The following is a 20,104-nucleotide window of genomic DNA, read 5'->3' as shown; positions in this document are numbered from 1 at the left end:
GTAGTCTTTCTGCAAAGGGCATGGGGTCCGGCTGGAACTCCCCGGACCCCATGCGGGTATTCAACGCCAAAGGAGGATCCCGCCTTGAACTTTATAGTGGAGATGCAGGGGATCACCAAACGCTTTGGGGTGGTGGAAGCCAACCAGGGCATTGATTTCGACCTCAAGCCGGGCGAGATTCACGCCCTGCTGGGGGAGAACGGCGCTGGTAAAACTACCCTGATGCGCATACTTTACGGGCTTTACCGCGCCGATGAAGGCGAGATTCGCGTGGCAGGAAAGCCGGTTGTCATCCATTCCCCGAAGGATGCCATTGGTCTGGGGATTGGCATGGTCACGCAGCACTTCACCCTGGTGCCGCCCCTCAGTGTGGTGGAAAATGTTGCTCTGGGTCAGGAAGGCGCTGTGACGCTGGATCTGGATCAGATGCGTCAGCGCGTGGTAGATGCGGCAAAGCGATTCGGGATTGAGATCAAACCGGACGCTCTGGTGCGCCACCTGTCGGTGGGCGAACGTCAGCGGGTGGAAATTCTGAAGTCGCTCTACCGCAATGCCCGCGTGTTGATTCTGGACGAACCCACCGCGGTGCTGGTTCCGCAGGAAGTGGAAGCCCTCTTCCAGACGCTGAACAAACTGCGCGAAAGCGGTATGGCGCTGGTCTTTATCAGCCATAAACTCAATGAGGTGATGGAACTGTGCGACCGGATCACCGTCTTGCGGGACGGCAAGAAAATCGGTACCGTTTTGCGCGGCGAGACCAATGAAGCCGAACTGGCGCGCATGATGGTGGGGCGCGAAACGTTCGGTGTGGTGCGTCCGGCAGAGCGCCGCGGCGGCGAAGTGCGCTTGAAACTGGACAAAGTCAACGCCCTGGACAAGAAAGGGTTACCTGCGCTCAAAAATATCTCGCTGGAGGTGCGCGCGGGCGAGATTCTGGGCATTGCGGGAATCTCCGGGAATGGACAGAGTGAACTGGCACAGGTGCTTTCGGGAATGCTGAAGCCGGTCAGCGGGACGGTCTGGGTGGATGGCAAAGACATGACGGGGGCAAGCCCGGCTGACTTTGCCGCCGCCAACATCGGGCGGGTGCCCGAAGATCGTCACAGCGGTGTGGTGGGGGACCTGAGCGTTGCCGAAAATCTGGTGCTGGAGCATCTGGAGGAATTTTCCCGCAACGGCATGATGGATTACGCTTCCGTACAGAAGTTTGCCCAGAAGATGATTGAGGACTTTCAAATCAAAGCCCGACCGCAGGATCCTATTCGCACTCTTTCGGGCGGAAACATGCAGAAAGTCCTGCTGGCACGGGCGCTGGCACACAAACCGCGTGTTTTGATTGTGGCACATCCCACCCGCGGACTGGACATTGGCGCGACCGATTACGTGCGCAGTAAACTTCTTGAACAGCGTGAGGCTGGCACTGCCATTTTGATGATCTCTGAAGATCTGGACGAAATTCTGGCGCTCTCCGACCGCATCGCCGTGATGTACGAAGGGCGCATTGTGGGCATTGTCTCCGGCAGGCGCGCGACGCCCGAAGTGCTGGGGATGATGATGTCTGGCGCGCTGGAGGTGGACTATGCCGAGGCTTAAGATTGAACGCTACCCCGCGCCGTTATGGGTGAGGCCGCTCATTCCGGTCATCAGCATTGTGGTGACCTTCCTGCTTACTTCTCTGGTGGTGCTGGCGCTCAATAAAAATCCTTTTGAGGCTTTTTACTACTTCCTGATTGCGCCGCTGGCATCGCAGAGCAGTGCCATTGAGGTGCTGGTCAAATCCACCCCGCTGTTGCTCACCGGTGCGGCGGTCACCTTTGCATTCTCGGCTGGGTATTACAACATCGGCGCCGAGGGACAATTGCTGGCAGGCGCGGTTGCCGCCGCTGGATTAGGCATGGTACTGCAGAATGTGCCGCCGGTGCTGGCAATCCCCATCATGATTGTGGGCGGCTTTGCGGCAGGGATGGCATACGCCGCCATTCCCGCTCTGCTCAAGACGCGGCTGGATGTGGATGAGGTGGTCACCACCCTCTTGCTGAACACGGTCATCCTGTTCTTCATCAGTTTCCTGCTTAACGGGGTGTGGCGCTCGCCCGTTTCGGGCTGGCCGCAGTCTCCGGAAATTGCCGACAGCGCCATTTTCCCCCGTTTGATTCCGCGCACCCGCCTGCATCTGGGATTCCTGCTGGCGTGGATTTCCATCGGTGCGGTGTGGCTGGTCTTTCGGCGTACGGCGCTGGGTTTGCGCATGCGCGCTGTGGGCTTGGGCAAAGAAGCAGCCCGGTTTGCCGGCGTCAAAGTGGAACAGACCATGCTTACCGCAGCATTGATTTCTGGTGGGATTGCCGGTCTGGCGGGTGTGAGTGAGGTGGCAGGTATTCACTATCACCTCATCGAAGCCATTTCCAATAATTTTGGTTACACCGGCATCATTGTTGCCATGCTGGGCGCGCTGAACCCGCTGGGGGTCAGTCTGGCAGCGTTGTTCCTGGGCCTGCTGGATACTGGCGCGCAAACCGTCAGCCGGGCGATGGGCATTCCCATTTATCTGGGCAACATCGTGCAATCGGCGCTGTTGCTCATTACCCTGGCGGCGCTGGTTTTGCAGAATTATCGTATTCGGAGGGAGTGAGCCATGGAAGCCTTTCTGGTCGGACTGATTGCCGCTACCTTACGGGTGGCTACCCCTCTCATTCTGGGGACGCTGGGAGAACTGTTCAGCGAGCGCTCCGGTATCCTCAATCTGGGCATTGAAGGCACCATGTTCCTCGGGGCATTTACCGGTTTTGCGGTGGCGTACCTCACCGGCTCGCTGTGGCTGGGGTTGCTGGCGGCGGTGCTTGCCGGGATGCTGGCAGGACTGTTGATGGGGCTGTTCACCGTAACGCTGGGGGTGAACCAGCACGTTTCCGGGCTGGGCATCACCCTGCTGATGACGGGCATTTCTCTCTTCCTGTATCGGGTTATTTTTGGAGAGCGCAGTGTTCAGCCGTCCATCCCCACGTTCCCCAAAGTCTCTCCCTTTGGTGATACGCCGGTTCTGGGCCCGATTTTTGAACAGTACCTGCTTACCTACATTGCCATTGCGCTGGTGCCGCTGGTATGGTGGCTTCTGTACCGCACCAGTTTTGGGCTGCGTCTGCGTGCCGTGGGCGAGAACCCCGAAGCCGCCGACGCGGCGGGCGTCAACGTGTTCCGCATTCGCTACATTGCGCTGGCAATTGGCGGTGGGCTGATGGCGGCGGGCGGGGCTTTCCTCTCGCTGGCGCAGTTAGGGTCGTTCATTTTCGGGATTATTGCCGGGCGCGGATGGGTGTGCATTGCGCTGATCATCTTCGCCAACTGGATTCCCTCGCGGGTACTGTGGGGGGCGCTGTTGTTCGGCGGCGTTTCGGCGCTTCAATTGCGCCTTCAAGCCACCGGCGCGCAACTGCCCTATGAACTGTTTCTTGCCCTTCCATATCTTGTCACCATTCTGGCGCTGGTTCTGGCGGGGCGCAGCGCCGCGGCTCCGGCGGCTCTGCTCAAACCCTACCGCCGGGAGTAGGGGATCAACAAAGAAAAGATTGGGAGACGGGCTGTGCCCGTCTCCATTTGCCTTTAAAGTCGAAAGCCCTGCTGAAGGCAATGGCAGGGCTTTCTTCAATCCCACGGGAGTGATATTATCCTTTTTTGAACAGCGCTTCCAGACGGGGCTTGATGGCTTGCACAATGGGACAGCGGTCATACACTGCACTGAACAGCACAATACCACCCAGTCCCATTAAGATCCAGTTGGTTTGCAGGGAGATCCCCGCGATGATCAAAGCGATGCCGGCACCTGCCCGCAATGCCCGCTCCAGGGCTGAAAGATGCTTTTCAGGCTTTTTGCCCTCCAGCGCAGCGGTGAAGGCTTCGCGTAAGCCTGCCAGCGGCAGTGCGCCGGTACGGCGGAAAATCTCTCCCTGTGCGTTAAACCCCAGCAGGGTAGGAATGCCCATGACTCGCAGGTCGCGCACCAGTTCAGGATGTTCATCGGCGTTGTAGCGCCACAGATCGACCTTGCCCTGAAATTCTTTTGCCACCTGTTTCAGGGCGGGCTCCATCACTTTACAGGGGGTGCACCACGGCGCCCAGAATTCGACAATGACGGGGCGAGGATGTCTCTGGATTTTCTTTAAAAGTTCAGTCCGGTCCATGAAGGTTCAGAGATCAGGCTTTGTTGGTGCGGAATTTGAACAGTGCATATGCCGGGCAGAAGCCAATCAAGCCGGTGAGCAGGGGGACAAAGCCCAGAATTTTGAAGACGGTTCCCAGTGTGCCGGTGACGATTCCGCCCCAGCCCAGCACCAGCAGGACCAGCCCCACAATGACGCGAATGACGCGATCTAACCCTGATTCGTTAATCCAGTTTGACATAAGGACCTCCTGGATCCTCCGAAAAGTTGAATAATCTACATGTTTAGATGTTCATTGTGCAAAAAGGTTGCACATAATCGGGTAGAGACATTCCAAAAATCAGGAAGAATGTCCGTTTACAGCCTTACTCATCCCCGCTATAATCAGCATGTCAGACAATTTCCACAATCCCTCAATTTGAAAGGAATTGGCATCCGATGGTTGACCTCTCACTCCATCTCTGGGGGCATACCTTCCGTAACCCGGTCATCCCTGCCGCGGGTCCCAACGTAGGCTCGGGGCGCATGGTGCGCCGCGCCGCCGAAGGGGGCGCAGGAGGCTTGCTGACCAAAACGATTTCCAGCCGCGCCGCGCCGGTACCGCATCCAAACATGGTACGCTTTGGCACGATGGGCATGCTGAATACCGAGTTATGGAGCGAACTTCCGCCGGAAGTGTGGTTTCAAAAGGAATACAATGAAGCGATTGCTGTTGCGCGGGAGTATGGATTGCCGTTGATCGCCAGCGTGGGATACAGTGCTGAAGATCTTGCCGTGCTGGGACCGCGTTTGCAGGACAAGGGCGTGGATATCATCGAATTTTCAGTGCATTATCTGGATGCGGAACGCCTGATTGAAACCGCGCAGTTGCTGCGCGAGGTGGTTACCCTGCCCATCATTGCCAAACTCAGCCCGCATTTGGGCGATCTGGGGGCTTTTGTGCGTTTGCTCGATCCGTACGTGGACGGATTTGCCTGCATCAACAGTTTTGGACCCACTCTGAGCATTGATATTGAACACGGTGGGGAAGCCTTTCTGGGATCGAAGTTCGGGTACGGCTGGATGTCGGGTGCGCCGCTCAAGCCGCTGGCGGTGCGCTCGGTGTTTGAGGCGGCTCGGGTGACCGAAAAGCCCATCATCGGCGTGGGTGGTGTGACGCGCGGCGAGGATGTGATTGAATTTCTGATGGCGGGAGCCTCTATGGTGGGGGTCTGCACCGCCGCCATTCTGCGCGGTCCCGAAATTTACGGCAAAATCGCCGCCGAGACCGCCCGCTGGCTGGAAGAGCATGGCTATTCCAGTCTGCAGGAGGTCAAGGGAAAGTTCCTGGAAAAATACCGCAATGGACAGCGGGTGGTGACCACGCTGGAGCAGGTGGCGGTGGTGGATGAGGCACGTTGCAAAGGATGCGGCGTTTGCGAGCGGGTGTGCCAGTACGATGCGTTGCGCTCCCCGCAGAAGCAGATTGCGCAGGTGGATGCCGATCTGTGCGCGGCATGTGGGTTGTGCGTCTCAGTGTGTCCGCATGATGCCCTCAGCCTGCGCATGCGCTGGGAGAAGAATTAACCCGGAAGGATCAACCTCTTGATATAAATACCTTCATCTCCGCCAGCGAGGACCCGCTGGCGGTTCGCGTTTATTCCACGTTGAATCCAGTTGTCCCTTCCGGTATCAGAACAAAATGGGGGGCTGAGGGACAGGAATTTATCATCTTTACCGTTGCGAAGATGATTTCAACCTGAAAAATAAGTGTTGCAGGGCTATCCGGTGGATGGTTTATAATAAAAAACATGAACATGATTTATAACCATTCCTGCGAAACCATGCCAGAGATAGAAGAGAATGCCGTCTCTCTTACGGTGACCTCTCCGCCTTACTGGAATGCTATTGATTACGATCGCCATGCTGAAGATGATACACAATATTATCGCACGAGGCAGTACGCCAACGGTTATCAGGATTATCATGAATATCTCGATTGGCTTGTGCGAATTTTCAAAGAGGTGTATCGTGTCACCAGACCGGGTGGTTTTTGTGCAGTGGTAATTGGTACGGTGTTGCTGGAAGGAAAACTGTATCCTGTTCCGTTTGATATGACCGCTCAATTTACTCAGGCAGGATGGGAGTTTTATCAGGATATCATCTGGCACAAATGCACTGCCGGGGTAAAGCGCGCAGGGGTGAGTATTCAGAAACCGTATCCGGGGTACTTTTATCCGAATATCATGAATGAATACATTCTGGTGTTTCGCAAGCCCGGTCCAAGGATATATGAAAATCGTTCGCAGGAAGAAAAAGAACAGGGGCGATATTCCATAGACCGTTTATTTACAATGGATATTGCCAATAACATCTGGCATATTGCGCCTGTTCCACCCAATATCATTCCTCATCCTGCCCCTTTCCCTGAGGAAATCCCGTATCGGCTTATCCAGCTCTACTCTTATCCTGGCGATCTGGTTTTGGATCCATTTACGGGATCAGGGCAAACGTTGAAGGTCGCTTACCATTTGGGGCGTCGGTATGCAGGCTATGAGGTCATTGAGAAGTATGTGCAACTGGCAAATCAAAGAATTGGAGAGCCTTTAGATCTGCGCCAGGAACAGCTGATTGCTGTGTTTGACAAAGTCTCCATTGGGGAGCCAGTTAAAGGGAAAGCGAACGGAAAAATACGCCAGCCCAGTTTGCTGGATGAGGAAAAATGAAGATGGACCCCGAACAACTGGTGATAAAGATTGCCGAAATTGGACGCGAAAATCCCTCTTCCCCATCCCTTCATGAAGTGGAAATTTTCAAACACTATTTTGCCAGCGGTGAGGTGGTAGACAGAAATCGTCTTGATCAAAGAGACGGATCTCTAACCCGACGGGAAGCATTGACTCGTTTTTTGTTATTAAGCGCCGTTCTGGATCAGGGACCAGACATTGAGGGAATTCGCCAGATGCTGATCCAGACGACAAACGAATTGTATCGTAAGGAAGTCCGTTTTCTTCACAAACCTGTTTCTTTCTTTAGCGAAATAGGCGTTGCTATTGATGAAATTCTTACTCAGCATAAGGCCATTAGAGAGATTCGCTCCTCGGATTGGGCAAAGGTAAATCGCTCGAATGCTTCGCGATATAACCTCTTCATGGATAATGCCAGGCAGGTGCTCGGGTATGCAATTTTCCGCTGGGGGGTGCCACTGGCTTTACCTTACCTGTTGGAAAAGGATAACCAGTCTGAAGGAAAACCTGTAGAAAACGCCCTGCTGGATTATCTGGAAAGTTATGACTCGACGGAAAAAATGACTCAGCAGCTGAAGGATCACCCACGTTATGGGTTAGGTAAAGCAATTGGCGATAAAGCTGCTCATTTGTTTGGGAAATGGCTGGTTTCCAGTTTTCGATTAACCCGTAAATCCGAAAGTGGATGGGATGACTTCTCTTACGAGGTTCCGTACGATTCGAATGCAGGGCGTATCCTCTGGCGTACCGGTTACCTGCACCACTGGGCAGATGAACAAGACTTTAAGAAGCAGAATGTTTTGCAACCAGGAAAGGGAAAAGGGAACACAACCTATATTCGGGTAACGAACCTGCGGGGGATGAAAGCCGTAAAGAATGTCAGCCCGGAATTATGGGATCCGTATCAGGAAATCTGTGTTCGCCACCTGAAAACGCATCGTAAGCGTCCACAAAACCTTCAAATTCAGCAGATCCAGCATGTTTACCTCTGGGCACATCGCGATCAGGGGCTCAATGTGGCTCATTTTGATGATGGCTTAATTTTTATAGGCACCCGGTATTGTCTCAATCACGATCAACCAGATTGTCAGCAATGTCCAATCAGCGCATTGTGTGAGGGGAAAACATCCAATAAAGATCTGATCCTCAACTACAGGACCTGATTATCTTAAAAACCGACTTTCATTGAATTCTCCCCGCGCAAAATGTTGTGAGGATTGCCATTTTGGGCTAAACTGATATACATACTATGGCAAACTTCTTGATGTACGTGGGGGTGGCGCTTGCCTCGAGTGGGAAACGTCCCACCGTGTTCACCGCGCTGGATGCCCGGGGGCATTCCCTTGCCATTGGAAGCGGTACGCTGGCAGATGCGCTGGCGTATGCCGCAGGCGCCAGCAGCGCCTTGCTGGCGCTGACCCCGCCGGTGCGGGCGCGATGGTCCCGTCCTGCCCACGCTGACCCTGCCGTGGAACCTCCACCGCTGTTGCCCGAATCCGCTGAAGAAGAGGTGCCGCCGCTGGTTGCCACCCTCCAGCGGCTCGGGTATTCCCCCTGCGACAGCGAAAGCGACTCCCCGCGGCAGTGGTTGGAGACCGATGCAGAAAGCGCTTTGGAAAAATGGCTGGGGCATCCCCTTTTACCGGGGAATACCCTCGAAGGGCGCATCCAGCGCCAGCTGGCGCTGGCAGACCTGGATTGTGACGTCCCCGATGCCATGGAGTTTTTTGAGGAAATCACCCGTTTCAAACTCCTCCGCGGACAGTTGCCTTATGAGAAAATTCTTTCCCTTGCCGAATTGAACGCCTACGCCGCCGCCACCATTGCCCGCCTGTATGCTCAGTTCCCCGAACGGGTTCAACGATTACACGCCTCTTTTTTCCTCCCCGTGTAATGGGTCATTCGCGTTATAATTGACACCAAAAGGCTAAAGGAGAGGAATATGAGCGTTAATGTGGGAATGTGGGTGAAAGCCCTTCAGGTGATTCCACGCATTACCCGCGAGGAATGGGAAAAACTGGATGTCATCTCCCGCTGGTTGATTTCCACCCGGGCGGCGGTGCTGATTATGACCTTCACCTCCGCTACCATTGGCGGTTTGCTGGCGGCGCGGGATGGCATGTTCAATCTGGGGCTGTGGTTTCTGACGGTGCTGGGACTGGTGCTTGCCCATGCCCTCAACAACCTGCTCAACGACCTGACCGATTACGAGCGCGGCATTGACGAGAATAACTACTTCCGTGCCCAGTATGGTCCTCACCCCCTGCAGCAGGGATTGATGACCCGAAAGCAATTGCTCACCTACGCCGCAGTGACGGGCGCGCTGGCGCTTGCCGCGGGGTTGTATCTGGTGCTGTTGCGGGGCTGGCTGGCGCTGGTTTTGCTGGTGCTGGGAGCGTTCTTCGTGTTCTTCTACACCTATCCCCTCAAGTACATTGGACTGGGAGAGGTGGCGGTTCTGCTGGTGTGGGGTCCGCTGATGATTGGCGGCAGTTATTTTGTCATTACCGGCGAGTGGTCGTGGATGGCAGTGCTGGCGGGGTTGCCCTACGCGCTGGGTCCCACAACGGTGATTTACGGCAAGCACATCGACAAACTGGATGCCGACCGTCAAAAGGGTGTGCGCACCCTGCCGGTTATCATCGGCGAGAAAGCCGCGCGCGTCAGCGTGCGGGTGATGATTGTGCTGATGTACGCGCTGGTCGCCGGGCTGGTGCTGGTGGGCTACTTTACCCCTGCCATGCTCATTGTCTTCTTTGCCCTGCGCTACCTGCCCGAGACCTGGAAAATGCTCGGGTCTCCGCGTCCTTCCGCTCCCCCGGAAGAGCGCAAAGATATCTGGCCCCTCTGGTTTGTGGCGGCGAACTTCTACCACAACCGCGCTTACGGCATGCTTTTCCTGCTGGGCTTGATTGCCGATGTCATCCTGCGCAATACCCTGCTGAAGTAAGTGGTTTTCATGCTTCCTCAGACGCCCGGAATTTCCGGGTGTCTTTTTTTTTATTCCTCGCCGATTTCCAGCCATGCCGCCGGGTTGGCAAGTACCCCGCTTCCCAGCCTTCCCTGCGGATCGAAAAACGCCATCTGGTTATCTATCCACGCCAGTGCCTTCATCCTGCCCCGGGGCGATAGAGGCATGGTGTGTGTCCAGGTGTTATCTATGGTAAATGAGACCCTGTCACGCTCCCAGCGCAGGGTGTAGCGGTGCCACCCGGTGACCTCTACCGGCAACAGCACGGCTTGATCGCGAATCCAGCGGCGGGCAAGGCGGCGCAATGCCCGCCGTGAGGCGGGGAACAGCAACCCCGCCAGCAGGGGCAGGGCAGGAAGCCATGTCACCGGTGGGGCGGGCGGCGAAGAAAAGACCATGCCCATCCACCCTCTCCCGGGCGAATCATTGCGCAGAGAAAGATACGACGGCGGTGAGGCGTAAAAATACCACAGGGCATTGGGCAGGACGGGTAAAGCCCGGCGCATGCCGCGGACTCCCAGCCCGACGCTGAAAGGCTCGTTCCAGAATCCAAACCCCCATGTACCGGGCAGGTCAGGCGCTGAAACCCGCGCCCACAGCGTCCATTCGACTGGCGGGGTGAGGGGAAACTCTGCGCGGGTGCGGAAGGGTCCCTGCTCAATCTGCGCCAGACGGTACGAGCGTTCATCTCCCGCTGGAAGGCACAGACGCCAGCCGCGGTGGAGGGATGCAGGTGCCTGCGGAGGCGGGAGCGGCGTCACCGTTCCCCCGCCGGATGTTTGTACAAAAGGAGCATCGCCCAGAAGAGACATAGGGTCTTAAATCCATTATAGGGTTTCTGGTGGGAAGATATTCAGGTTACAATTGTCCTGTTCGCCCGGGATGTTCTTCAGGTTGCGAACCCCAATTTGATCAAAGGATATATACTTACAATATGCAGGAAATCGTCCCTCAAGTGTATATTGAAACCGCTTATCCCGGCGTGACGCTGGGAGCGATCAACTCCCCCCATGGGTTGATTTTAATTGATGCCCCTTTCCGTCCAGAGGATGCCCGTTCGTGGCGTTCGGCGCTCATCAGTTTGAGCGGCGGAGTGGATCGTTTGCTCATCAATCTGGATGCGCACTTTGACCGCACCATTGGCGTGCGGAACATGGAGTGCACCGTGCTGGCGCATGAGCGCATGGCAGAAGTCTTCCGCAACCGTCCCATGACTTTCAAAGCGCAGGGAACAGAAACCGGCGCCGAATGGGAACAGCACAACGGGCTGGGTTCGGTGCGCTGGTCGCCGCCGGAAATTACCTTCAGCGATCAACTGACCATTCACTGGGATGATCATCCCATTCGCCTGGAATATCGCCCGGGGTGTTCGACGGGTGCTATCTGGGCAGTTCTGCCGGCTTCCCGGGTCATTTTCCTGGGGGATGCCGTTGTGCTTCATCAGCCGCCTTTCCTCGCCAGCGCCAATCTGCCGCTGTGGATTGAGCAACTGGAGAGCCTTCTGCAGGGCGAATATCAGGATTACTTGCTGGTGAGCGGGCGCGGCGGACTGGTGGCACATCAGCAGGTGCGCGCACAGATTCACTTCCTGCGAACCGTGCAGGAAAAACTGGATGCGCTGGCAAAGCAGAATGCCCCTGCCAGCGAAACCGAGACGCTTGTTCCCGCTTTACTGGAGCCTTTCAACCCTCTGCCGCTGTACCGCCAGCGTTTGCGTTATGGGCTAGCCCATTACTATGCCCGTCATTACCAGTCCAAAGGCGAAGAAGTCGAGGAGTAAGCATGAATCCATATCAACCGCTCGTTGAACTCACCCGGGGTCCGCTGGTTGAGTCTGTTCATTTTGGCGCGCTGGCAGTGGTGGATGCCACCGGTAAGTTAATTGCCGCGATGGGCAATCCTGACCATGTTGCCAACCTGCGCTCTTCTGCCAAGCCATTTCAGGCGCTTCCACTGGTCGAATCGGGCGTGGTGGATGCTTTCGGCATCACCCCGCGCGAACTGGCAATCATCTGCGCTTCGCATTCCGGGACGGAGGATCATGTCTCTGTGTTGAAAGGCTTGCAGGCAAAAATCGGCATCAGCGAGAGCAATCTGCTGTGCGGCACACACTATCCTCTGCACGATGCCACAGCCCAGGCCCTGCGCGCCCGCGGGGAAGCCCCTACGCAGAACCGCCACAACTGCTCGGGCAAGCATACCGGCATGCTGGCAGGATGCCAGTTCAACCGTTTTGCACTGGAGGATTACCTCAATACTGAACATCCCTGGCAGAAGCGCATCCTGCAGACTTTTGCCGAGATGGTGCGCATGGCACCTGAAGATGTGCCCATTGGCATTGATGGCTGTTCGGCGCCCACCTTTGCCGCGCCGTTACAGAACGCCGCTCATGCTTACGCTCTGCTGGCGGATCCTGACCGTTTACCCGAACCGCGCGGTTCTGCTCTGAGGCGCATTTTTGACGCCATGACCACGAACCCCGACATGGTTGCCGGTCCCGACCGCTTTGACACCGTGCTGATGCAGGTGACCGGCGGGAAGGTGGTGGCAAAAGGCGGAGCCGAGGGATATCAGGGTATGGGAGTGCGCCCCGGCGTGCTGGGACCCGGATCGCCCGGCATGGGCATTGCCATCAAGATTTCGGATGGCGACACCGGCGGACGGGCCGTTTCGCTGGTGGCAGTGCAGGTTTTGCGTCTGCTGGGCGTGCTGACTGCTGAAGAACAGGCTGCGCTGGCAAAATTCGACCGCCGTCCGCTGTACAACTGGCGCAAACTGGAGATTGGGGAAATCCGCCCGTGCTTTGAGTGGTAAGGCTTGCGCCGAAGAAGGGCATGAATTGATGCCAGCCGGATGAAGCCATCTTCCGGGAGAACGCCAGGTTGACCGGTTTTTTTTAGCAATCGTTTCTTTTTCTGTGCGCTTCAGTGGATCTTTCCAGAACAAACATCCCCGGGGAAACCCTTCGGGGATGTTTGTGTCTTTCTTATGGGGAAGCGCCCGGTTACAGGCGGTTGACGAAGCGCTCCATGCGGCGCAGGGCTTCTTCCAGTTTTTCGTATGCGGTGGCGTAGGAACAGCGCACATGTCCCTCTCCGCCTGCCCCAAAACCGGATCCCGGAATAACCGCCACCCGCTCTTCGGTGAGCAGACGGCTGGCGAAGGTCTCATCATCCAGTCCGGTCACGCTCACCTTGGGGAAAGCGTAAAATGCCCCTTTGGGTTCAAAAGTGGGCAGTCCAATCTCGTTTAAGCCTTTGACGATGAGGCGGCGGCGGCGATCGTACTCGGCGACCATTTGCTGGACGTACTCCTCGCCGTTGCGCAGGGCTTCGATTGCCGCCATCTGGGCGGTTGTCGAGGCGCACATCACCGTGTACTGGTGCAGGCGCAGTAGCCCCTGCAGGATGGCATGTGGCGCGGCGGCGTATCCGATGCGCCAGCCGGTCATGGCGTAGTCTTTGGAGAATCCGCCCAGCAGGATGGTGCGCTTCCACATCCCCGGCAGGGAGGGGAAACAGACGTGTTCCCCGTCATAAACCAGCCGGTCATAGATTTCATCCGACAGCACCAGCAGGTCGTGCTCTTCTGCAAGGCGGGCAATTTCCATCAGGGTTTCGCGCCGGGCTACCGCACCGGTGGGGTTGCTGGGGAAGCCCAGCAGGATGGCTTTGGTGCGCGGGGTGATGGCGGCGGCAACGTCTTCAGGAGCGACTTCGAAGTTGTTTTCCATGCGGCAGGGCACTTCTACCGGCACGCCGCCTGCCATATGCACCTGTGCCTGATAGGACACGAAGCACGGTGTGGGGATGATCACCTCATCGCCGGGGTCCAGGGTTGCCGAAGCGGCAAGGTAGAGCGCTTCTGACCCGCCTACCGTGATGATGATTTCTGTTGGGTCATAGTGCACACCGTAAAGGCGCTCCAGGTGTTCTGCCAGCGCCTGACGCAGTTCCATGATCCCGCTGTTGGAGGTGTAATGGGTGTGTCCGGCTTGCAGGGAGCGGATTCCCGCCTGTACGATGGGGGCGGGGGTGTCGAAATCCGGTTCGCCAATCCCCAGCGAGATCACATCTTGCATGGTGGCGGCAATATCAAAGAATTTCCGAATGGCAGAAGGGCGAAGCCCACGAATGCGATGGTTCAGAAAAGTTTCGCGCATGGCAACTCCACAGAGTTCAGGCAGTTTCACGGACGCTCCATGCGTCCGTCAGTTCCTCGTACAGCAGTTCAAAGCACCGTCCATTAGCCAGACGGACCCGGAACACTTTTCCTTGCGGGGTGCGGCTCTCGGACTCCACTTCGGCGACCTCGACGCGGTTCTGGTCAAACCAGAGCGCTACCGGGCGCTGGGGATAGGTGTACTCGGAGCGACATTCTACCCGCACGTTCAGCATAGTCCTTAACGTACTGCCCACGATTGGTCGCCCAGATTGAGGTGTAGCGGGGTTCCATGCAGACTGACATGCCTGCCCAGCAGTGAGGCTTCGATGGCAATATCCTCGATTTCTGAGCCTTCGTCAATAATGGAATTGGACACAATGGCGCGGCGCAGGGTGCACTCCGCACCGATGGAAACGTGCGGACCGATGACGGAGGCTTCAATGTGCGCGCTGGGGTGAATGAACACCGGCGGCACGATGGTCACCCCCGGGCGAGCCGCCTCGGCGGTGTTATCCCGCCCATGATCCAGCAGGTAGCGGTTGGTTTCCAGCAGAGACTCGGGGGTGCCGGCATCCAGCCAGACTTCAACCTGCCGGGTAGTCATGCGCGTCCCGCGCTCCAGCAGGATGTTGACCGCATCGGCAAGGAAAAATTCATTCTTGAGAAGCACGTTGCGGTTCATTTGTTCTTCGATGGCTTCGATGAGTGCTTCGCCACTGGGAAAGTAGTAGAAGCCCACAATGACCAGATTGTTGCGCATATCGCTGGGTTTCTCAATGAGGCGGCGCACCCAGCCCTGCTCATCCAGTTCCACCACGCCGAAACGTCGCGGATCGGGCACGGGCTTAACCCAGGCAATGGCATCCTGAGCGTTTTGCTTGAGGAAGGAAAAATCTGTCTCCACCAGGGTGTCGGAAAACGCCATCAGCATGGGACCGCGTAAATGTTCCCGCGCCAGATACAGCGCGTGCGATTGTCCGCGCATCTCGGCTTGCAGGACGTACTGCACTTTCTTCTGCGGATGGTGCTCTTCCATGTATTCACGAATCTGATCCCCCTGAGGACCGACGATGAAGATGTATTCCACGTCAAACTCGGAGGGGATGGTGCTGAACTGTTCGAGAACGTAATCCAGCACGGTTTTACCCGCCAGCGAGACCAGCGGTTTCGGCTTGCTCCATGTGTGCGGACGCATGCGCGTACCCAGCCCGGCCATGGGAATAGCGATTTTCAGCGTCGGTTGTGTCATTCCATCTCCCCTTGAAGAATGTTCTGGTTTGATTGTATCATTCTCAAAATGGCCTTTCGCGTTCTAAACGTCATCATTTCTGGGGGAATCTAATCCCCATTCTGGCGGGTTATGCCTGCATGGCGGAGAGCATGGCGTCCACCACGCGGCGCAGGGTTTCGGCGTCAAAGGCAAGGCGGGCGCCTGCGGTCTCATACAACTGCGGAAGGGTGACTGTGCCGCCCAGCGAGAGCGCTTTGCGGTACGCCTGCACCGCTCCCGTGCGGTCTTTGAGCGAGTTCAACCACACCTGAGCCGCGCCTAACTGCGCCAGTCCGTATTCTACATAATAGAAGGGCACCTGGAAGATGTGCAGTTTCCTGTGCCAGCCCGTAGCAACCACATCCTCAAAGCCGCTCTCGTCCACGCCTACCATGAAGCGCCGCCACAGGTCACTCCAGGTCTTATCACACTCGGCGGGATCAGTGGCAAGGTGGGGATGTTCGTACACCCAGTGCTGGAATGAGTCCACTACTGCCATGTAGGGCCAGAAGAGGATGGCTTTTTCAAACTGCTCCCAGCGGGCGCGCCGGGCGTCTTCGGGGTCATAGAATGCGCCGTGCTCGCGGGTGAGGAAGGGCAACCCGAGGTATTCCATGCTCATCGAAGCCACCTCAGCAAATTCCATGGGCACATTCAACTGCTGCATGTAAGGCAGGGCGGCACTTTCAAATACGTGGAAGGCGTGTCCGCCCTCGTGCAGCAGTGTGGAGACGTCGTCCTGTGTGCCGACCGCGTTCATAAAGATGAAAGGTTTGCGTGCCACTGCAAAGGATGTACAGTACCCGCCGGGGGCTTTGTTCTTGCGGTTATCCAGATCCAGCAGGTGTTCGCGCCGCATGATGTCGAAGCGCTCGCCCAGCACCGGATCAATGTGATGGAAGATGGCAGAGATACCCTGTTCGAAGGCTTCTACCGAGTCAAACGGGCGCAAACCGGGGCGTCCCAGCGGATCGACATCTACATCCCAGGGGCGCAGAGCGGGCAGGTTCATTTGCCTGCGGCGTTCCTCGCGCAGTTGACGGGCGGCGGGCACCACGGCTTCTTCAATGGCGGCGCAGAAGCGTTTGCTGTCTTCGGGGGTGTAGTCGAACCGCAGCATTTGCTTCCAGCGGTAAGCGCGGTAATCGGGTGCACCGGCATTGGCGGCAATGCGCTGACGCAGTTCCAGCAATTGCACCCACAGGTCGTTCAGCGCCTGCCGGTCGGCAAGACGTCTTTCGGCAGAGAGCCGCCACACCTTTTCGCGCAAATTGCGGTTGGGGTCATGCAGGTAGGGAGTCAGGGCGGTGAGAGTTTTTTCCTCGCCTTCCCATTGTACGGTTTGGGCACCGACAATGCGGTCGTATTCCTTGGTGAGTTTCTGTTCTTCCGCCAGCAGAGGCAGGTTTTCGGGACGGAACAGTTCTGCCTCGGCATGCATGTTGCGCAGGGGAATCTCAAATCCCTCGGGTTTCAGCCCGCTGTGGAGCAATTTTTCCTTCAACGCCTGTTCGGCTTCCATAGATTGCGTGTAGGTCTCGTCGAGGTAGCGCATGTAGAGAGCGCGGCTTTCCTCATCCGCAGTGTTGACCGTCACCGCGACATACAGGCGGTTGTAGAGTTCATCCACCCGTTCGGCAACCCGCGTCCAGTCCTTCAGCCATTCGGTCAGCGAGGCTGGAGAGAGCGGGCGTTTTTTCAGGTCGTCGTAGTAGGGCGCAAAATCCGCCCACGTCCAGTTGCGCAGTTCAGCGGGGTCGGTGGGAAGTTGATCGAACATAGAATCTCCTTTGTACAGATAATGGTTTCAGGGGGTGAGGGGCGGACGGCGGGTGTGCCAGTCCGTGACCTGTTGATAGGCATGAGCCGTGTGGAAGAGGATTTCCTCGCGGAAGGGAGCGCTCATTAACTGCATGCCGATGGGCAGTCCGGTTGCGCTGAAACCCGCTGGAAATGCCAGTCCGGGAATGCCGGCAAGGTTGGCAGGCAGGGTGAAGATGTCTTCCAGATACATGGCAAGGGGGTCGTCGGTGTGTTCACCGATGCGGAAGGCGGGTGTGGGTGCTACCGGGCAGGCGATCACATCCACCTGCTGGAAGGCATCCAGAAAATCCTGACGGATGAGGGTGCGTACCTTCTGCGCCTGTGCGTAGTAGGCATCGTAATACCCGGCAGAGAGGGCATACGTGCCCAGCATGATGCGCCGCTTGACTTCGGCGCCAAAGCCGTTGCCGCGGGTGCGGTCGAACATTTCCCACAGGCGCTCAGCGGGGGCGCGGTAACCAAAGCGCACCCCATCGTAGCGCGCCAGGTTGGCAGAGGCTTCTGCAGGGGCAATCAGGTAGTACACGGGCAGGGCGTATCCGGTGTGAGGCAGGCGCACGTTCTGCACAGTGGCGCCCAGATGTTCCATCTGAGCAATGGCGTTGCGCACGGCTTGTTCCACCTCGGCAGACATGCCGGAGATGAAATACTCTTCCGGCACGCCGATGCGCAGTCCGTTCAAATTGGGGGTATCGGGCAGGCTCACGGGCGGCACGGGCTCACGCGCAGAAGTCGAATCCAGGGGATCGTGCCCTGCCATCAGGGAGAAGAACAGGGCTGTTTCGGCGGCGCTGCGGGCAAACACGCCTACCGTATCCAGCGACGAGCCGTAAGCCACCAGTCCGTAGCGTGAAACGCGCCCATAGGTGGGTTTGATGCCGGTCACGCCGCAGTAGGCGGCGGGCTGGCGGATGCTCCCACCGGTATCCGACCCCAGGGCTGCGGGGGTCATGCGGGCGGCAACGGCGCTGGCGCTTCCACCAGAAGACCCGCCGGGAACATGCTCAGGATTCCACGGGTTGCGGGTGGCGCCAAAGGCGGAATTTTCGGTCGAAGAGCCCATGGCAAATTCATCGGTGTTGGTTTTTCCCAGCACCACCACCCCGGCATCCAGCAAACGTTGCACGGCAGTTGCCGTGTAGGGTGGGACAAAGTCCTGTAGAATGCGCGATCCACAGGTGCAGGGTACCCCCTTCAGACACAGCACGTCCTTGATCATGATCGGAATACCCAGTAAGGGGGGCAGGGCGGCTTCAGTTGACGATCCTTCATGACGCCAGGCGCGGTACCGCCGGTCGGCTTCTTCTGCCATGCGCACTGCCAGTTCGGGGGTAAAGGTGATGAGGGTGTGCAGGGACGGTTCAAGGCACTCGATGGCCCTCAGAAAAGCGCGGGTCACCTCCACGGCAGAGAAATCGCCGCGGCGCATGCCTGCCAGCAACTCGGGAACCGACAGATCAGTCAGTTCGCTCACCTTATCCCTCCAGCACGGGCGGCACGCGGAACTGATTGTCCTGCACCTGGGGAGCATTGCTTAGAACTTCAGAGGTGGGCAATCCCTGAGCGGGCACATCTTCACGCAGAGGCGCCTGGACGTTCACCGTCCATGCCGTGGGTGAGATGTTCCGGGTATCCACTTCCTGCAGGCGGGCGGCGTAATCCAGAATTGCCGATAACTGCTCACGGAAGCGGATTTTTTCTTCTTCAGAGAGTTCCAGTCGTGCCAGACGGGCAATGTGTTCAACCTCAGCCAGCGTGAGGGACATGCAGGCACCTCCTTGCGTGTGCGTGTTGCCTAATTATACCGGTTGTGGGGGAAACGTGAAGAAATGCTTCCGGGATTTCCTTGTCAATCCGAACGGCTTTTGATATAATGCAAACACCTGTTGGGCGCGTAGCTCAGTTGGTCAGAGCGCACGGTTCACATCCGTGAGGTTCGGGGGTTCGAGCCCCTCCGCGCCCACACAAGTTTCCTCAACAGACGCCAACGCCGGGCGTCTGTTTGCTTTAAGCCTGTATCGCTTCACTGGCAGGTTGAGTCTCTCCCCAGCGATTGAAAAAGACCACTTCTTCAAATGCCTTGCGGGTGCGTTGATTCAAGCGTTCGCGGGCGGCTTCGTCATATGAGCCGGCTGCCGGATATGCCAGCGGTGTAATCATGATCACGCGCACATCCTCTGGAATGTTAAGATGGCGCTTGAGGGCTTCCTCGTCAAAACCTGCCATGGGGTGCGTCACCAGCCCGAAATCGGTGGCGGCGAGAAGCAGGTTGGCAACCGCCATACCGGTGTCGAACAGATAGTACTCTCTGCCGTTGCTGATGGAATCGTCCTGTGGACGGGCGCATACGGCAATGACTACCGGCGCTTCACGAATCACTGCGTTGGTGCCGCTTACCGCCGCATCCACCAGCGCCTGCACGGCAGACTGTCCCTGCACGACGACAAATCGCCATGGCTGATGATTTCGCGAAGAGGCGGCATAGCGGGCAGCATCCAGAACGGCATGGATGACTTCAGCCCCGATCTCTTGTGGGGAAATGGATGATTTCAAACTGCATCGTTTGCGAATGGTTTCCAGTGTTTCCATAACGTTTCTCCATAAATCTTGGGCGGTTGCTCCACCCGGGAAATTGCGTCAGTATTGTATCGTCTTTTATTGAAATGATGAAAGGAAGATAAACCGTGTATAAGCCTGGAATTCAGGTCTTGGAAGGATGCTCAGGTGAAATAGATGAACGGGTTGGAACCTGTCTGAAATACCAGGAAGCAAAGTCCTTTCAACAATCTCTCCAAAAAACGATTTGACCCTTCACCTAAATTGCGTTATAATACGGGCGCGAAAGCACGGTCCACTAGCTCAACTGGCAGAGCAACTGACTCTTAATCAGTGGGTTCGGGGTTCGAGTCCCCGGTGGATCATCTTTTTATTTAATCCGGGTTCGGGGTCCCCGTGGAGGGGATGCTATTCGAGTCCCCGGTGGATCATCTTT

At 57.0% G+C, this 20,104-nt stretch carries 20 protein-coding genes and 2 tRNA genes; 12 read left to right on the top strand and 10 right to left on the bottom strand.

Going from position 1 to position 20,104, the window contains the following annotated elements:
- Positions 1-84: 84 nt before the first annotated feature.
- From LHF31_RS13270 to LHF31_RS13260, 3 genes are read left to right on the top strand one after another with little or no spacing between them, the layout of a single operon-like run.
- On the top strand, positions 85-1,593 hold the full coding sequence (locus LHF31_RS13270; protein ID WP_303774294.1) for an ABC transporter ATP-binding protein: 1,509 nt from the start codon (positions 85-87) through the stop codon (positions 1,591-1,593).
- The gene (locus tag LHF31_RS13265) at positions 1,580-2,632 is read left to right on the top strand and encodes an ABC transporter permease (protein ID WP_298007356.1); all 1,053 of its coding nucleotides are present in this window, start codon (positions 1,580-1,582) and stop codon (positions 2,630-2,632) included. Before LHF31_RS13270 ends, LHF31_RS13265 begins: the two co-directional genes overlap by 14 nt.
- 3 nt (positions 2,633-2,635) lie before the next feature.
- Complete coding sequence (locus LHF31_RS13260; RefSeq protein ID WP_298007358.1) at positions 2,636-3,547, top strand: ABC transporter permease; 912 nt, start codon at positions 2,636-2,638, stop codon at positions 3,545-3,547.
- Positions 3,548-3,662: 115 nt separating this feature from the next.
- On the opposite strand, the gene LHF31_RS13255 is transcribed toward LHF31_RS13260, so the two are convergent.
- Positions 3,663-4,178, bottom strand: coding sequence for a thioredoxin domain-containing protein (locus LHF31_RS13255; RefSeq protein WP_298007360.1), 516 nt, complete (start codon positions 4,176-4,178; stop codon positions 3,663-3,665).
- A 13-nt stretch (positions 4,179-4,191) separates the two neighbouring features.
- Positions 4,192-4,398, bottom strand: a complete 207-nt coding sequence (locus LHF31_RS13250) for a DUF2892 domain-containing protein (RefSeq protein ID WP_298007362.1) — start codon at positions 4,396-4,398, stop codon at positions 4,192-4,194.
- Between the two features lie 197 nt (positions 4,399-4,595).
- Here LHF31_RS13250 and LHF31_RS13245 point away from each other — a divergent pair, with 197 nt between their 5' ends.
- The 5 genes from LHF31_RS13245 (at position 4,596) to LHF31_RS13225 (ending at position 9,833) form a co-directional block, all read left to right on the top strand.
- Positions 4,596-5,723: a 4Fe-4S binding protein gene (locus LHF31_RS13245; RefSeq protein WP_298007364.1), complete on the top strand. Its 1,128-nt coding sequence runs from the start codon at positions 4,596-4,598 to the stop codon at positions 5,721-5,723.
- Positions 5,724-5,947: 224 nt separating this feature from the next.
- Positions 5,948-6,862, top strand: coding sequence for a site-specific DNA-methyltransferase (locus LHF31_RS13240; protein WP_298007366.1), 915 nt, complete (start codon positions 5,948-5,950; stop codon positions 6,860-6,862).
- A complete protein-coding gene (locus LHF31_RS13235) occupies positions 6,859-8,046 on the top strand; it encodes a hypothetical protein (protein WP_298007368.1) in 1,188 nt (395 codons plus the stop codon). The genes LHF31_RS13240 and LHF31_RS13235 overlap by 4 nt, the downstream gene beginning before the upstream one ends.
- An 86-nt stretch (positions 8,047-8,132) precedes the next feature.
- Positions 8,133-8,777, top strand: a complete 645-nt coding sequence (locus tag LHF31_RS13230; RefSeq protein WP_298007371.1) for a hypothetical protein — start codon at positions 8,133-8,135, stop codon at positions 8,775-8,777.
- 48 nt (positions 8,778-8,825) lie between these two features.
- Positions 8,826-9,833 (top strand): prenyltransferase, encoded by a 1,008-nt coding sequence (locus LHF31_RS13225; protein WP_298007373.1) that lies wholly within the window; start codon positions 8,826-8,828, stop codon positions 9,831-9,833.
- 50 nt (positions 9,834-9,883) lie between these two features.
- Here LHF31_RS13225 and LHF31_RS13220 read toward each other — a convergent pair whose 3' ends face one another.
- The gene (locus LHF31_RS13220) at positions 9,884-10,666 is read right to left on the bottom strand and encodes a hypothetical protein (protein WP_298007375.1); all 783 of its coding nucleotides are present in this window, start codon (positions 10,664-10,666) and stop codon (positions 9,884-9,886) included.
- A gap of 122 nt (positions 10,667-10,788) precedes the next feature.
- Between LHF31_RS13220 and LHF31_RS13215 the strand changes: the two genes are divergently transcribed.
- Together LHF31_RS13215 and LHF31_RS13210 are read left to right on the top strand one after the other, a co-directional pair.
- Positions 10,789-11,634, top strand: coding sequence for a hypothetical protein (locus LHF31_RS13215; protein ID WP_298007377.1), 846 nt, complete (start codon positions 10,789-10,791; stop codon positions 11,632-11,634).
- A gap of 2 nt (positions 11,635-11,636) precedes the next feature.
- Positions 11,637-12,668, top strand: coding sequence for an asparaginase (locus LHF31_RS13210; RefSeq protein WP_298007379.1), 1,032 nt, complete (start codon positions 11,637-11,639; stop codon positions 12,666-12,668).
- A gap of 190 nt (positions 12,669-12,858) precedes the next feature.
- On the opposite strand, the gene LHF31_RS13205 is transcribed toward LHF31_RS13210, so the two are convergent.
- The 6 genes from LHF31_RS13205 to gatC all read right to left on the bottom strand — a co-directional run bounded on the left by LHF31_RS13205 (position 12,859) and on the right by gatC (position 18,878).
- Entirely contained in the window at positions 12,859-14,016 is a 1,158-nt protein-coding gene (locus tag LHF31_RS13205; RefSeq protein WP_303774293.1) for a pyridoxal phosphate-dependent aminotransferase, read from the bottom strand.
- Between the two features lie 16 nt (positions 14,017-14,032).
- Positions 14,033-14,251: a hypothetical protein gene (locus LHF31_RS13200; RefSeq protein WP_298010356.1), complete on the bottom strand. Its 219-nt coding sequence runs from the start codon at positions 14,249-14,251 to the stop codon at positions 14,033-14,035.
- Positions 14,252-14,256: 5 nt separating this feature from the next.
- Entirely contained in the window at positions 14,257-15,267 is a 1,011-nt protein-coding gene (locus LHF31_RS13195) for a sugar phosphate nucleotidyltransferase (RefSeq protein ID WP_298010354.1), read from the bottom strand.
- Between the two features lie 109 nt (positions 15,268-15,376).
- Positions 15,377-17,068 carry a M3 family oligoendopeptidase gene (locus tag LHF31_RS13190; protein ID WP_298010352.1) on the bottom strand — a complete coding sequence of 564 codons (1,692 nt, stop codon included), beginning with the start codon at positions 17,066-17,068 and terminating at the stop codon, positions 15,377-15,379.
- A gap of 27 nt (positions 17,069-17,095) precedes the next feature.
- On the bottom strand, positions 17,096-18,586 hold the full coding sequence (gatA, locus tag LHF31_RS13185; protein ID WP_298010349.1) for an Asp-tRNA(Asn)/Glu-tRNA(Gln) amidotransferase subunit GatA: 1,491 nt from the start codon (positions 18,584-18,586) through the stop codon (positions 17,096-17,098).
- Position 18,587: 1 nt separating this feature from the next.
- Entirely contained in the window at positions 18,588-18,878 is a 291-nt protein-coding gene (gene gatC, locus LHF31_RS13180) for an Asp-tRNA(Asn)/Glu-tRNA(Gln) amidotransferase subunit GatC (protein WP_298010347.1), read from the bottom strand.
- Between the two features lie 122 nt (positions 18,879-19,000).
- Here gatC and LHF31_RS13175 point away from each other — a divergent pair.
- Positions 19,001-19,075 (top strand) — tRNA-Val (locus LHF31_RS13175).
- 44 nt (positions 19,076-19,119) lie between these two features.
- Here the strand turns inward: LHF31_RS13175 and LHF31_RS13170 are convergent.
- Positions 19,120-19,701 (bottom strand): nitroreductase family protein, encoded by a 582-nt coding sequence (locus LHF31_RS13170; protein WP_298010343.1) that lies wholly within the window; start codon positions 19,699-19,701, stop codon positions 19,120-19,122.
- Positions 19,702-19,960: 259 nt separating this feature from the next.
- On the opposite strand from LHF31_RS13170, the gene LHF31_RS13165 reads away from it, so the two are divergent.
- Positions 19,961-20,033, top strand: a tRNA-Lys gene (locus tag LHF31_RS13165).
- The last annotated feature ends 71 nt before the right edge of the window (positions 20,034-20,104 follow it).

Origin of the sequence: Anaerolinea thermophila (genome assembly GCF_020723905.1) — a bacterium.
Classification (GTDB): domain Bacteria; phylum Chloroflexota; class Anaerolineae; order Anaerolineales; family Anaerolineaceae; genus Anaerolinea; species Anaerolinea thermophila_A.
Note: the sequence above shows the minus strand (reverse complement) of the source record. Positions and strands in the feature narration are given on the sequence as shown.